Origin of the sequence: Marinovum algicola (assembly GCF_900109145.1) — a bacterium.
Classification (GTDB): Bacteria; Pseudomonadota; Alphaproteobacteria; order Rhodobacterales; family Rhodobacteraceae; genus Marinovum; species Marinovum algicola.
The window spans coordinates 1-14005 of sequence record NZ_FNYY01000028.1 but is presented as its reverse complement, the minus strand read 5'-3'; the positions used below and the strand labels follow the sequence as shown (position 1 = coordinate 14005).

Sequence of the window (14005 nt, the reverse complement as noted above, 5' to 3'; positions counted from 1 at the left end):
TTTGTCAATGTCGGCGGAGAATGAAACAGAAATGGAAAGTTCAGGATATAGCGCAACCAAGATGATCGCTTCCGACCTGTACGAGGCGCGCGAGACAGGCGGTCACTTCGACCAAAGCAGGCTCGCGACGCTGACCGCCCTGGACCGGGCTTATGACATCCAGTCAGCGCAGATCGCGCTACATGGAGCTGACATCGCTGGCTGGAAGATCGGGGTGACAAGTGCGGAAAAACTGGTGTCCTACGGCCTAAACGAGCCGCTCATCGGACCTGTCTATGGCTCGAAGTGCCATGGTGACGGGGCTTGCGTGCCTCTCCACATGTCCCATCGCCCGAAGCTGGAAGCCGAGATCGCGTTGCGGGTCGGCGCCGACATCGACGCCAAAATGGCCGCGGGGGGACGAGAAGCGGTCCGCGATGCCGTCGAGGCGGCGTTGCCAGCTATCGAGATCGTGGGATCCCGATACAGCAAACCGCAAACGAGCCCGTTTCTGATCGTCGCGGACGGAGGAGGCAACGCGGATGTTGTTTTCGGCCGCTGCGCCATTCCGTTTGCGCAGCTTCGCGGGCTGGGTGTCGAACTGTCCGTTGACGGCAGGAAGGTGGCGGAGGGCAGCGTTGACGCGCTCTTGTGGGACGACATCCTCGACGCGGTTGCCTGGCTAACCCAGCACCCGAGGCTGCGAAGTCGCGGTCTGCGCGCCGGGGACCTTGTTTTCACTGGCGCCTGCACCGCCCTGCTTCCGGTCGAACCGGGTCAGACGGTGACTGCCGGGTTCTGCGGGCTCGGATCCGTGACGGTATCGTTCTGCGACGCTGCCGACCTTTGACCCTGATGTATGCACCGGATGTTGTTCGCAATTGATTTCGGGCACGATTTCGGTAGTCGCTCATATGTATCGGGCTTGTTGATCGACACGCGGGTCGTGTCATTATCGGGGTTACACACGCGCCGCGATCCAATTAGCTGCGAGGTCAATGATGGCCGTCAGATTCTGGGGGCGTAATTGTTCCGTTCCATGTTTTAGATCTGTCGCGAACTCCTTTGGGCGCGTCGGCTCAGATGCCGACGGCCACCTCGTCTCGTGGTGCGTCAAACGCGGTTTTGTGCCTTAGGGTGCTCCAGGCTATGCGTGCCAACCGCTTGATCTATTCGCGCAACACCAATTGACCATCTTGGTCAAACCCGACAAGGTGGAACGTATCTTTGCCGATGTCGATCCCGATGGACATCGGCTGATCGAAGGTCTTCCTCTCCGCGCCACTTCTCCAACTTGCAGACATAGGCAAAGCCTAACCTGCTGGGTAAAGCAGCCGGTACATCGCTTTAGAGAACAATGCGAAAAGCTGAATCCCCTAACGCTGCCTGAAATCAGAGATTTCAAAGCGTTAGGGGAGACCTGATGTTTCAAGCAATTCGCATTGTGCTTTAGGTGAGTATTAAAAGGGGCGCGGGTCAGGCGGAACACACTGTCGGAGATTTCCGGTCGCACCGTCAGACATGGCCTTGCACCAGCGCGTCGATCAGAACCGGGCCGTCGGACTTGGTGGCTTCCTGCATGGCGGCAACAAATGCGTCAGGAGTCTCGGCGCGAATTGCGCGCATACCTAAGCCCTCGGCCAGCTTGCTTGGGTTGACGGGGGGATCGGCGAAATCCATGCCAATGAAATTATCATTGTCGTGAAACGACTTCAGCCGCTGCTTAATGATGCGATAGCCGCCGTTGTTGGCGATGACATAGGTGATCGGCAGCTTGTGCTTAGCGGCGCTCCACAGAGCCTGGATGTTGTACATGGCCGAGCCGTCGCCAATGATCGCCGTGACCCGCGCCTCGGGCCTGGCCAGCGCGACCCCAACTGCCGCCGGCACGCCCCAGCCGATCCCGCCGCTGATGTTACCGATGTAGCTGTAGCGATGGCGGAACGGCAGAAGATCGAGCAGCGCGCTCGCTGATGTAATGCCTTCATCGACAACGATGCTGTTGTCGGGCAGGTTATCGACCATCGCCGCCATGAGCCAGTCCGGCGCCATTGGAGAGACCTTGGCATTGTTCATCGCGGTCGCGTATCTACGCGCGCGGCGCGCGCTCCAGTTATCCTCGGCCAGCGCGGCAATGGCTGCAGCGGCTCTCTCCGAATGCTGCTCACCGCCGATCCGCCGCAAGGCCGCCACCAGATCGACCAGTGTTTCCCGTACGTCGGCGCGAATGGCGATCTCGGCGGGATAGTTCTTGCCCAGCTCCCAGTCGCGCTGTCCGATCTGGATCACGGCTGTGGTTTCGGGCAGGGGATCGACCTCGCTGTGGACCGACATGCGCAGCACATCACTGCCGACGCAGATCATGACATCATGCGCGCTCATCACCTCGCGCACCCGGGCCTGATTGCGGGGCAACGTTCCAATGTAGGCCGGGTGCTCCGAGGGGAAATGGGCGCCGGAATCAACGGTCTGCTTGTAGGCCGGAGCGCCAAGCGCTGTCGCAAAATCGCCGACGGCCTCGAAGGCATCGCTCGCCACCACCTCGTGTCCGGCAACGATCACCGGAGCACGTGCTGACAGCAGCCGGTTCGCCAGCGCATCTACCGCCGCCGCCGTTGGCCTGCTGGTGGTGTCGACCCGCGTTGCCGCTCCCAGGTCAAGCGGCGCCTCGGTGTTCAGGATGTCCCCCGGGAGAGAGATGAACACCGGACCGGTGGGTTCTGTCAGGGCCACCTTGGCGGCACGGCGCATGACACGTGGCAAATCCTCGATGCGGTTGACCTCTACGGCCCACTTTACCATTGGCTCGGCGATGGGGACGAGCGGCGCATAGAGCAAAGGTTCGGTTAGGCCGTGGCCTTGTTCCTGCTGACCGGCGGTAATCAGCAACGGCGAACCGGCCTGCATCGCGGTGAACAGCGACCCCATGGCGTTGCCAAGCCCCGGCGCCACGTGCACGTTGCAGACCGCGAGCCGACCCGATGCGCGGGCGTAGCCATCGGCCATCGCTACCACGATGGCCTCCTGCATTCCCATAACGTAACCGATATCGCTCTGCTCGCTCAGCGCGTCCATTATCGGCAGCTCTGTGGTACCGGGGTTGCCGAACAGGGTTGTTACCCCCTCATCGCGCAGCAGTGAGATGAACGCGCTGCGGCCGCTAATTTGGTTCGTGGTTAGGCGTTCAGACATCGAGGCACCTCCGTCTTGGGGCTGCGGTCGGGGCGCGGGGTTTTCCGGCCACCCACTGCTGCTGTTCGTGGTTCCGTTTTTGGGCAAGCCCCCTGTTTCCTGGCCGACCTCGTCGATACGAACCTTTCGCATTGAGCTTTACCCTTTTTGTTCACATGCACGGCGTCTGGTCAGTTTGGTAACAAGGCAGCCCTTCATGCAAACGATTAAAAAGCATAGAAGTTTGAGAAAATGTCAATGAAGTGACAGCCTGAAATCCCTTGACGGAGCGCGACAGACGCCGTCTGACGCCCCCATTGCACATCGGAAAGTGACAGGGCGCGCGCTTTTTTTGCCGACTGAGACTCCGCATTTTGCCTTAAATCTTTGTTTAAACAGCGCCATCTGCTCTTGAGTTTTTGTCAAGTGCCAGTGTGGTTTAATCAGTTGCAATTAAGGACGGCCCTCCACCATACTGCACGAAAGAATGGTCTGACGGCAGCAGGGCGCAGGCCCATGCCGCGCCGTCCGACACCAGATTATTCAGGAGAATGCCTTGATTCGCCCCCTTCTAGAGCCCTTGTTGCACCCGCGTAGCGTTGCCGTGATCGGGGCCTCCGAGGCACCGGACCGCATCGGCGGTCGGTCGATACACTCAATGCTCAACGGTGGTTTCGGCGGCGCTATCTATCCCGTCAATCCCAAGCGCGACACAGTCCAAGGGCTGCGCGCCTACCCCTCCATCAACGAGGTGCCCGAGCCGGTCGACTGTGCCTTGATCGCGGTTCCGGCGACGGCGGCTGTGGACGTCATACAGGACTGCGCCGACCGCGGTGTGCGCAGTGCGGTGATGTTCACATCCGGGTTTGCTGAATCAGACGCGGCAGGCGCCGCTGCGCAGGAGCGGATACGCGAGATCGGAAAGTCCAGCGGCATGCGCATCGCCGGGCCCAACTGTTTGGGCGTTTTCACGCTAGACAAAGGCTGGTACGGCACCTTTGTGCACGCCCTGGCCAACCAGCGCGTCCCGCCCGGACCAATCGGCATCGTGTCGCAAAGCGGGTCCTACGGCAGTCACCTGTTCAACGTTTCGCAACGGCGCGGCGTTGGCACCAATCATTGGGTGACAACCGGCAACGAGGTCGACGTCGACGTTGCCGAGGTCATCGAGTATTATGCCGGCGTGCCGGACCTTCGGGTCATCATGGCGTACGCCGAGGGCATCAGCGACGCAGGTCGGCTGTGTCGTGCGTTGGCCGCCGCGCGCGAGGCCGAGAAGCCGGTTATTTTCATGAAGGTCGGCACCACCGACGTGGGCGCACGCGCAGCGGCCTCTCACACTGCCGCGTTGGCCGGGGCCGACGCAATTTATGATGGTGTTTTCGAACAGTATGGCGTCTACCGCGCCGAGACCACGGAAGAAATGGTCGACGTCGCCTATGCCTGCCAGTTCGGTCGGTACCCGAAGGGACGGCGCCTCAGCGTGCAGACTATTTCCGGTGGGGTGGGCGTGCAGATGGCCGACGCGGCCACGCGCCGTGGCCTTGATGTCGCGCCCATGCCAGCCCCAACGGCGGCGCGCATGAAGGAACTCATCCCCTTTGCTGCAGTCGACAACCCGGTCGATTTCACCGCCCAAGCCCTGAACAATCCGGAGCTGATGCAGGCCAACATCGCGCTCACAATCGAGGAAGGGGGCTATGACGCGCACGTGGTCTACTTAAGCGGCGTGCCGGATTACGACTTCTCTCGCCAAGCATGTCTACAGATTTTTTCCGCTATGCGCGAACGTCATCCGGACGTACCAGTGCTAGTGATAATGGTGGTTTCCGACGAGCTCCGCGCGCGCTACGAGGAGTTGGGCTTGCCGTGTTTCGAGGACCCTTCGCTGGCTGTACGAGCCGCGGCCGCGCTCTCGCACTTCGCGGAAGTCTTTGTCCGCGGCGCGCCGGAGGCCCCCCCCGCGCCGCTCGCCGACGCAATGGAAGTGCCCTCCGATCAGGTGGCCGAGCACGCCGCCAAGCAGATCATCGCTTCCGCCGGGCTCGCGGTGTCGCATGAACGTCTGGTCAACAGCGCCGAGGCCGCGGTGGCCGCCTGGCGCGAAATAGACGGGCCGGTTGCATTGAAAATCGTGTCGCCGGACATTCAGCACAAGACCGAGATCGGCGGCGTTCTGTTGAACCTTGACGATGAGGCCACCGTGTACGCCTCATACGCAACGCTGATCGAGCGGGCAGCAGCCGCACGGCCCGGCGCGCGGATCGATGGGGTGTTGGTGGCCGAGATGGTCAGCGGCGGGGTCGAGATGGTGGTCGGTGTGGTACACGACCCTGTTTTCGGTCCAACGGTGATGTGCGGCCTGGGCGGCGTGCTCGTAGAGGTCCTACACGACGTACAGTTCCGGATGGCGCCTTTCGGCACCGACGTGGCGCGAGCGATGGTGGAGGGCCTGGCCGGTCGCGCCATTCTCGACGGCGTCCGTGGCGCACCCCCGGTCGACGTGGAAGCGCTCGCCGAGGCTCTTGCCCGGCTTTCGGTATTCGCGCATGCCAATGCTGCGCGTCTGGAGTCGCTCGACCTGAACCCGTTCATTGTCCTTCCGGACGGCGCAGTGGCCGTCGACGCGCTAATCGTGCCGCGCGAAGACTGCGCCATTTGACGGTCCGCTCCAGCGCGCGCTGTCAACGTCTTCAGTTTGCATAGAAGCGCATTTGTACCAAGGTACTTTGCCAATGGTAGATTTTTGGATTCCTGGAATAAGCAATAATTTAACATAAACTTCATTATGCGTCGTTATAGTTGGTGTTGTGATAGTATACTATCGTATGTATGCTGAACTCCTCTCACGGAGGTTCCGCACCATGCGCCATCTAATCAAGAAGCTCCTCCCCTCGGTCGCAGTCGCTTTGACCGTGACAGGTTTCTCGCAGCCAGTGCCCGCCCGCGCACAGACCTACCCGATCGATTGCGCGATCCTCTTGTGCCTGTCTGGAGGCTGGCCCGCTTCCGTCCCTTGCGCTCGGGCTCGCGCCGAATTCATCCGGCGGATTACGCCCTGGCCGGTGGAACCGCCGCTGCAAATCTGGCGCTGTCCCATGGGCGCCTCCTATGGGAGCGATCGGCTATCAAACAACGCTGGCCGCATCTTCGAAGCCTTGCACCGTCCCGACAGCCGTAGACCACTTCAATCCCTGCCAGTTGACGAGTTCGTTCCCACCGACCGGGCCCTCCGTTTCATTGAGGACCGCGCGGATATCGATATCAGCGGCCCTGAGTTCAATTTTGTACGATCCATCCGTGTTTTTGATGTCCGGTACGCACGACAGCACGAGTCCGGGCGCGATGGTGACTGCAACCGAAGCGCGACCGTGGTCCTCGGCACCTACGGGACCCAAGGCGATTTTTCTTGGCAGCGATCTTCCATAACTGCCCTGCCCGAGGCCCATACAGGCCTTGAACGATGGGGCGAGCATTGCCCCGACATTTATCACCGATCCGTCTTCGTCGATTGGCGTGACTATGAAGGCAACTACGGGTTCGAGCAGGTGAACTACTAACAGTGATCAAAAAAACGGCATTCATGACCTGCGATTCGTACCGTTGACGCAGAATCTTAACTTTGCTCATTCAGTCGGCTGAACGGAGTTCCCCATCAAAATCCGAGCATTGTGCGGAGTTTTGCGCACCAAGTTTGATTTGCAGCAACGCTCCGCCCGAAACTCTGATCAACCACAAGCCCTGTTGTCTTCATCCGTACAGTCGGAAACGCTCAACCCAAAGTTGATAAATGAGTGCGTCATGACGGATCAAACATCAGACATGTTGGAAGCTGTTCCTATATTCAGACTGGTATGCCCGAATAGCGATGAACTGGTCGGGATCGAGTACCATTGGAACAACGGCGAAGCTGGTATTTTATGGAGTGGTGACCCGATCGAAAATTTTGTTCGACGACCGATCAATGGCGAAGAGGGCCAGGAACGTTAGCGGTTGTCCGCATCACGTTCCTGTAAAAACCGCTCATAATCCTGACTGACCTGCCTCGCCTCATCAAACGCTCGGGCACGCTCTTGCTCCAAACACCGGAAATACGCCTGCACATCTTCTATGTAGGTCTCAAAATCTTCGCCTATCAGGTCGGCAAATTCGGCAAGTGCAACTGGGTCGTCGGGCACAAATGGCCGGAGAGGAGGAAGGCACGCCCCTGCATCAACCGCCCCTGGGAAAACGAGCAGCAATACTATAGCCTGTGGGATGGGCTGCAGTCGCTTCATCTTCATGCACAAATCTCCTACTGTTGCGGGGCATTAAGGTAATTCGCTCGTTTTGGCGAAGGTCCGCCGACTGAACGGCAGACCCATAAATATCGCTTGATGCACAAAAGTATACTTTCGTATGATCGTCACGTCCATGGTGGGCAAGGCGCGCATACGGCTCGGATCAAGAGAAGTGTGACCGCAGGTATGAACTGGGAAATCGAAGCACCTAATGTGGTCACTGAAGCCAGATTCCGCGACCTCGTGGAGAGCGGCTATCGCGCCGAGGTCTTGTGCCAGGAAGCTGCGCATAAGAAAGGCCCCAGCTACTATGGGGTTTGGATCATGCGTGCCGTCTCTGACGAAGGCGTCGAAAAGCTCCTTGTTACTGCCCGCACACGGACGACCTATAACGATATCAAAATCCGCGAATTCAAAACTATCACGGGCGTGGTCTCCTTCCTCATCGGCATCGGTTTCTCCCATGCCGATGTCCCGCTCGAAGAGGGCCAGCGGACGACGCATAAGTTGGCTCCTACCGACAAGAGCGGCCGCAAGTAACCTTCTCCTTTTCTGGTTTCTGGCGGGACCGGCCTCTGCCCAAATGGTGCTGGTCATGGAGAGCGATGGCTCTCTGACCCCGTCCCAATCCCAGGACAGTTTTGCCCGGAACTACAATGACGGCATTGGTCAGGGTTCCGCGTCCGATGATCTGGCAATCTTTGACGAACGGGACGCAGAGCCAGAAGACATTCAATTGGCAGCGCTCTCGCGGCCCGCTCCTCTGCCCCGCGCGGATGTTCTCACTGCCATCGAAACCACCGCTCTGCGCTATGCCAGCCATCCCGGTTTGCGCCGCGCAGAGCTCTCCGTGACGGATTGGCTGGCTCTCTATCGGGCCAATATCGAGGTTGAGAGCGCCTACCGGCTGGATGCGATTTCAAGTGCAGGTGCCACTGGCCTTGGTCAATTGATGCCAGCGACGGCGCGTGATCTGGGCGTCGACCCGCGTGATCCGCTGCAGAACCTCGACGGCTCCGCCCGCTACCTCGCGATGATGCTGGAGACGTTCGGCGATCCGCACCTGGCGCTGGCTGCCTACAACGCCGGACCCGATGCGGTCCGCCAGTATGGCGGCGTTCCCCCCTACCGAGAAACCCAGAACCACGTGGCCCGCGTCATGGCTGTCATGGCCCGATTGGAAGGATCAAATTCATGAGACAGATTTCAAACCTCTTTGTCGCCTCGCTGGCGCTATTCCTGTTCATTGCCGAGCCCGTCCTTGCACAGAGCATCGATCTCTCCCCGATCCAGAGCCTGTTGCAGGGCATCGTCGATGCGCTGACCGGCCCACTTGGCGTCGTCATCGCCACACTCGCCGTTCTCGGCGTTTTCTTGAGCTGGTTCTTCAACATCATCGATCTGCGCCAGGCGCTCTGGGTCCTCGTGGGCATCGCTGGTGTTGCCGCCGCCCCCACCATCGTTGCCGCGGTCTTTGCCGGTGGCTGAGCGCGCGCCTCTCTTTCTCGGCCTCGTGCGCCCGCCGAAGCTTCTGGGCCTGCCCATCATGTACGCGATGGTCTGGCTCTTCGGTTCGGTGCTCTTGTTCGTCTGGGTCCAGCACATCGCGGTGCTGGGCGTGGCCGCCCTTCTTTATCCGGTGCTGTGGAAGGCCGCAGATTGGGACCCGCGTTTCATCGATGTGATGATGACGGCCCTGCAGGAGACACCGCCCACGCGCAACAGGTCCATCCATGGCGGGGACAGCTATGCCCCGTGATGACGCCCGCGATGCTGCGCTCGATGCCCGCACAATGACGCCAGACTGGTATGCGCGCGAGACCCGCCTCGCGCATATGCTGCCCTATGTGAGCCTCGTCGACGACCAGACCGTGCGGACCCGGGTGAACGAACTCTTCCGCTGCATCCGGCTCGAGGGGATCAACAGCTACACGACGGACGATGCCTATCTTGACAAGGTGACGGCGCTTTTTGCCCGCATCGTCGCGCAGCTCGGCCCGGAATTCAGCTATTACGTCCACAAGGTCTCCAAGGCCATCAAACCTGATCTCGACCCGATCCGTGAGGACAGCTTCGCAGGCGAGGTTGACCGGCGCTGGCGCGCGAAACTCGAGACCAGCGGGCTGCGCGACAAGACGCTGACGCTCACCGTCATTCACCGCCCACCCCCGAAAAGCCTCCTGCCGTTCCTCAGCCGCAGCGCGCCGGACCGGCTGAGAGAGGAGACCCGCAAACGCCTGCGGCGACTGGGCGAGGCCGTGAACGTCTTTCTGTCTGGCCTCGCCGAGCTGAAGCCGCGCTTGCTGTCGGCCGCATCGGGGGAATTGGTGGGGTTTCTGGGCGCGCTGAACACAGGCACCGAGCTGCCGCTCTACCCGGCAAACACCTACGGCTTTCTGTCCTTCAACGTCGCAAATACCCGGGTGACGTTCCACGGCGATCATTTTGAGCTTTCCGAGGGCGTCGTGGGCCATCGCTACGGCAAGAGTTTCACCATCGGGGAATATGCTGAGGCCACCTCCTGCACCATGTTCGACATGCTGAACCTGCCGGTCGACATGATCGTCACCCATTCCTTCACACCGATCAATTCGAACCTCATGGCGGGCCGTATCAAGCGGCAAAAGCGCCAGATGCAGGCCAGCCAGGACGCGGCCCTCTCGCTCCTGGAAGCCCTCGATATCGCGGCCGATGATCTCGAGGCCAAGCGCCAAAGCTTCGGCGAGCATCACATGATCGTGACGCTCTTTTGCGACACGCTCGAAGAACTGCAAACCCTCAGCGCCGAGATCGTGAACGCCGCCGCGACCGAAGGCGTAAAGATGATCGGCGAGCGGGTCGCCGCCAAGGCGCATTACCTCAGCCAGCATCCCGGCAACCAGCCCAAGCGCGTCCGCGCCAGCGCCGTCACCAATCGCAACTTTGCGGATTTCGCGGCCTTCCACCGGACGCAGCTCGGCAAACCGTCTGCGAAAACCCCCTGGGGCCGGGTCGTCACCTATTTGCCCACGCCGGAGCAGAGCGCCTACCGGTTTTCCTATCACGAGCAAGGCTCGCCTGACAACGAACCGACCAGCGGTCATACATTGATTATGGGCAGGCCGGGCTCGGGCAAATCGGTTCTGTCTGCCTTTCTCATGACGCAGGCCCGTCGAGCAGGGGCGCGGATCTTCGTTTTCGACTACCGCCTCGGCATGGAGATGGCCGTCCGCGCCAATGGCGGGCGCTACGCCTCCCTGAACGCCGGTCAACCCACGGGCCTCAATCCGCTCTGGACCGAGGTCGATGCGCGCGGCACCGCATGGCTTTCGGATTGGCTCGCCACCTTGCTGCACCGTGCCGACAAACCGCTGACGCCTGCCCAGACCAACCGCATCCAGGAAGTCGTGCGCCAGAATGCGCAGGCGACCAACCCCGCCTTGCGGAACTGGCGGGATTTCGCATCGCTGTTCGTCTCGACCGATGATGGCGGTGATCTGCACCAGCGCCTCCTCGAATGGACCGAGGACGGCCGCTATGGCTGGATCTTCGGACAGAGCCTCGAGGACACCTTCTCGCTCAAAGGCGATGTGGTGGGTTTCGATCTGACCGGCATTCTCGACAGCGAAGCCGACAAGGAGCGGATGGCCGTCCTCTCCTATCTCTTCCGCCGGGTCGAGCGCGAGATCGAGGACCGCCGCCCCACCATCATCGTGATCGACGAGGCCTGGAAGGCGCTCGACAACGCGTATTTCGCCGAACGGTTGTCGAACTGGCTCGTGACTGCGCGCAAGCAGAACACCGTCGCGGTGATGATGACGCAATACGCAAGCCAGCTCGAACGCACCCGGACCGGCAAGACCATCGTCGAGGCGGTGCCGACGCAGATCCTGCTCCCGAACATCCGAGCCCACGCCGCCGACTACGCGATGCTGAATCTTTACGAGAAGGAACTCGACGTGCTTCTCAATACCGGCAGCGACAGCCGCCTTGCTCTCATCCGCGACGACCAGGGATCCATCGTCGTCGATGCCGATTTGAGCGCCCTCGGGCCCATTCTCACCATCCTCGGCGGCATGGAAAAAGGCGAAGCGCTCGTCGGTGCCGACTACCGCGACCGCCCAGATTTTTGGAGGCTTTCATGATCCGTATTCTTGTCGCTTTGGCTGCGCTCGGCGCGCTGGCCTCCTGCACCCAGTACCGGGAGCCGCAGGCGAACTGCTTCACATTCCTTGCGTCCACGGCACCCGTCGCGCCTGATTGTGACTTCACGCTCCTTGGCACCCCGGAGGGCGACATTGAAGTCTAGCCTGCCTCATATCCTCGCGTTTTGCCTGCTGCCCGGTCTCGCCTTGTCTCAGGGCGTGCCGACCAATGACAGTGGGCTGACCGCGCGTGACATCGTCGAGACTGGCGATCGCGAGGCTGACTTGGCCGTTCAGGCGGACAAGCTTGCCGTGCGCGAACTCATCGCCGAGATCGAACGGGAGCAGCTGGAAACCCTCCGACGCATCCTCGATGCCCAGACCAGCTTCGGCGGTCAGGGATTGCCGGCCATGGTCTCGGGGCTGGAAAGCGGCAGCGGCGATCCCGACCGCGCCGTGGAAGCCGTCTATGGTACGGGCGAGATCGACCCCAATCCCGGCGGTGCACAGATGTTCGGGGATGCTGCGGAAAACATCGAGCAGCTCATCATCCGCGTTGCCCAGGAGACCAGCGGCTTTGCGGGTGTTGGACGCGCAGGGCTCTCCCCCGTCCAATGGCGCGCGCTGCTGCAAGCGCTGATCTGGCAGGAAAGCCGTTTCACCATCGGTGCACGCTCTCCCGTCGGCGCCTATGGTCTCACCCAGATCATGCCGGGCACCGCCAGCGATCTGGGCATTAACCCGGAATACTATGACAGCCCCTATCTGCAGGTGCATGGCGGCGCGCGCTATCTCGCGACCCAGCTCAACACCTTCGACGGCAATATCATCAATGCGCTCGCTGCCTATAACGCGGGACCCGGCCGGGTATTCGAATATGGTGGCGTGCCGCCCTTTGCCGAAACCCAGCACTACGTCCAGGTGATCCCCGAACGCTATAACCTCTATTTGACCCGTATCGGCGGGATCGAAGCGCTTGGCACGATCGACCCCGCGCTTCTGGCCAATGCGAACCTTTCGATGACCGGGCATGGCGCGGCCTTTTATGGCAGCAACTCACCAGCCGCGATCCGCCAATCCGCCCTGCGCATCCGCGATATCGTCGAACGGATTTCCGAAACCGAGGACGTGCAGGAGAGCGTTGCGCTCAACACTTATGCCCGCGCCGAACTCGTGCGTCTCGTGGCCGCCCGCATCCGGCTTCAGGCCGCCCGCACCCGCGTGCTCGCCGCCGAAGAGCTGGCCCAGGCCAGCGCCCGCATGGCCGAAGGCGCGTTCATGGATTTTACGATCAGGGAGATTGAATGATGGGACATCTGCTCTTGAGGACAGCTTTGGCCACGACACTTGGGGTTGGTCTGCATCTTGGCGCCCTATCCCCTGCCCTCGCGCAAGGTGTGCCGGTCGTCGACACCCAGAATATCGCGCAAAACATCCAGCAGCTCCGGCAGATGATCGAAGACGAGATCCTGCAAAACGAGCAGCTGACGCAGCTCCGCGAACAGCTTGCCACGCTCACGGACCAACTCGCGGAGCTGCAAAGAACCTACGAGGCCCTCACCCGCCTCGCCGAGCTTCCAGAAATCATCCGCACCGAGATGGAAGACGAACTCAATGGCCTGCTCGACCAGGAGTTCGGCGACATCCTCGCCACGATTGAGGCGATCAAGACTGGGGATTTCTCGGGCCTCTCGGGCTCCGGCGCAGGCGAAATCGAAACCCAGATGGACCGGGTGCTGGCCGATCTCGGATTTGACGACGACACTCTCTCCGAGATGGCCACGAGCGGAAATCCCGGAGCCATCCGTGTGGCCACGCAGGCAACAACCGGCGCGCTCGTCTCAGCCGCCGCCCAGAACAGCTATGAAGATGCCGGCCAATCGCTCGAGCGGGTCGACCGCCTTGTCGGGCTCATCGACGACATGGAAGAGCTCAAGCAAAGCGTCGATCTCAACACGCGCGTGACAGCTGAATTGGCCATCGCCCTCGTGGCGATGTGGCAGCTGGAAGCGATTCAAACCGTGGGCGATGGCACCGGCGGCGTGATCGATGCCGCCACCATCGCCGAGGAGCAGCGCTTCATGGATTTCACCTTGCCGGACCTCCGGGCAGACTGATCGTGGGGGCATGAATGGTGGCGAGTGAACCACTACCGGCTGACGCCGGTAGCATCATGTTTTCCATGTAGTTCGAGGTACTGAAGTATGATGTCGTCGGTCACGTTTCCCGAAGTGGTCGAGAAATACCCACGAGCCCAGAACCGGCGGCCCCAGTAGCGCTTTCGCAATTCGGGGAACTCCATCTGGACCCGGCGCGAAGAGCGACCCTTGATACGTTGCATGACCGTGGCGAGGGCCAGTTTCGGCGGCACACTGATGAACATGTGGACATGGTCACGCGCCACGACGCCCTTGACGATGTGCACGTCGAGTTCTGCGCAGGTTTGGCGGA

15 protein-coding genes are annotated in these 14005 nt (G+C 61.0%); 12 read left to right on the top strand and 3 right to left on the bottom strand.

Annotated features, from left to right (window positions below; translation table 11 throughout):
* Nucleotides 1-61 precede the first annotated feature (61 nt).
* Entirely contained in the window at nt 62-829 is a 768-nt protein-coding gene (locus tag BMW90_RS23300; RefSeq protein WP_170850614.1) for a 2-keto-4-pentenoate hydratase, read from the top strand.
* Between the two features lie 665 nt (nt 830-1494).
* On the opposite strand, the gene BMW90_RS23290 is transcribed toward BMW90_RS23300, so the two are convergent.
* Nucleotides 1495-3171, bottom strand: coding sequence for a thiamine pyrophosphate-binding protein (locus tag BMW90_RS23290; RefSeq protein WP_074839778.1), 1677 nt, complete (start codon nt 3169-3171; stop codon nt 1495-1497).
* 583 nt (nt 3172-3754) lie between these two features.
* Between BMW90_RS23290 and BMW90_RS23285 the strand changes: the two genes are divergently transcribed.
* The 3 genes from BMW90_RS23285 to BMW90_RS26505 all read left to right on the top strand — a co-directional run bounded on the left by BMW90_RS23285 (nt 3755) and on the right by BMW90_RS26505 (nt 7140).
* On the top strand, nt 3755-5812 hold the full coding sequence (locus tag BMW90_RS23285) for an acetate--CoA ligase family protein (protein WP_244526603.1): 2058 nt from the start codon (nt 3755-3757) through the stop codon (nt 5810-5812).
* Between the two features lie 202 nt (nt 5813-6014).
* The gene (locus BMW90_RS23280; RefSeq protein WP_244526599.1) at nt 6015-6710 is read left to right on the top strand and encodes a hypothetical protein; all 696 of its coding nucleotides are present in this window, start codon (nt 6015-6017) and stop codon (nt 6708-6710) included.
* Between the two features lie 241 nt (nt 6711-6951).
* A complete protein-coding gene (locus BMW90_RS26505) occupies nt 6952-7140 on the top strand; it encodes a hypothetical protein (RefSeq protein WP_139211532.1) in 189 nt (62 codons plus the stop codon).
* On the opposite strand, the gene BMW90_RS23275 is transcribed toward BMW90_RS26505, so the two are convergent.
* Nucleotides 7137-7433: a hypothetical protein gene (locus BMW90_RS23275; RefSeq protein WP_170850613.1), complete on the bottom strand. Its 297-nt coding sequence runs from the start codon at nt 7431-7433 to the stop codon at nt 7137-7139. The genes BMW90_RS26505 and BMW90_RS23275 overlap by 4 nt on opposite strands.
* Nucleotides 7434-7616: 183 nt before the next feature.
* Here BMW90_RS23275 and BMW90_RS23270 point away from each other — a divergent pair, with 183 nt between their 5' ends.
* From BMW90_RS23270 to BMW90_RS23240, 8 genes are read left to right on the top strand one after another with little or no spacing between them, the layout of a single operon-like run.
* Nucleotides 7617-7970 (top strand): hypothetical protein, encoded by a 354-nt coding sequence (locus BMW90_RS23270; RefSeq protein ID WP_074839776.1) that lies wholly within the window; start codon nt 7617-7619, stop codon nt 7968-7970.
* Nucleotides 7971-8013: 43 nt separating this feature from the next.
* A complete protein-coding gene (locus tag BMW90_RS23265; protein ID WP_074839774.1) occupies nt 8014-8628 on the top strand; it encodes a lytic transglycosylase domain-containing protein in 615 nt (204 codons plus the stop codon).
* Nucleotides 8625-8918 carry a TrbC/VirB2 family protein gene (locus BMW90_RS23260; RefSeq protein WP_074839770.1) on the top strand — a complete coding sequence of 98 codons (294 nt, stop codon included), beginning with the start codon at nt 8625-8627 and terminating at the stop codon, nt 8916-8918. Before BMW90_RS23265 ends, BMW90_RS23260 begins: the two co-directional genes overlap by 4 nt.
* Nucleotides 8911-9189 carry a VirB3 family type IV secretion system protein gene (locus tag BMW90_RS23255; RefSeq protein ID WP_012187324.1) on the top strand — a complete coding sequence of 93 codons (279 nt, stop codon included), beginning with the start codon at nt 8911-8913 and terminating at the stop codon, nt 9187-9189. Before BMW90_RS23260 ends, BMW90_RS23255 begins: the two co-directional genes overlap by 8 nt.
* Complete coding sequence (locus BMW90_RS23250) at nt 9179-11554, top strand: VirB4 family type IV secretion/conjugal transfer ATPase (RefSeq protein WP_074839768.1); 2376 nt, start codon at nt 9179-9181, stop codon at nt 11552-11554. Before BMW90_RS23255 ends, BMW90_RS23250 begins: the two co-directional genes overlap by 11 nt.
* On the top strand, nt 11551-11718 hold the full coding sequence (locus tag BMW90_RS26825) for a hypothetical protein (protein WP_170850612.1): 168 nt from the start codon (nt 11551-11553) through the stop codon (nt 11716-11718). Before BMW90_RS23250 ends, BMW90_RS26825 begins: the two co-directional genes overlap by 4 nt.
* On the top strand, nt 11708-12862 hold the full coding sequence (locus tag BMW90_RS23245) for a lytic transglycosylase domain-containing protein (RefSeq protein ID WP_170850611.1): 1155 nt from the start codon (nt 11708-11710) through the stop codon (nt 12860-12862). Before BMW90_RS26825 ends, BMW90_RS23245 begins: the two co-directional genes overlap by 11 nt.
* Complete coding sequence (locus BMW90_RS23240; protein WP_074839843.1) at nt 12862-13671, top strand: type IV secretion system protein; 810 nt, start codon at nt 12862-12864, stop codon at nt 13669-13671. Before BMW90_RS23245 ends, BMW90_RS23240 begins: the two co-directional genes overlap by 1 nt.
* A gap of 32 nt (nt 13672-13703) precedes the next feature.
* On the opposite strand, the gene tnpA is transcribed toward BMW90_RS23240, so the two are convergent.
* The coding region (tnpA, locus tag BMW90_RS23235; RefSeq protein WP_074839763.1) for an IS200/IS605 family transposase at nt 13704-14005 on the bottom strand (302 nt) is incomplete at its 5' end.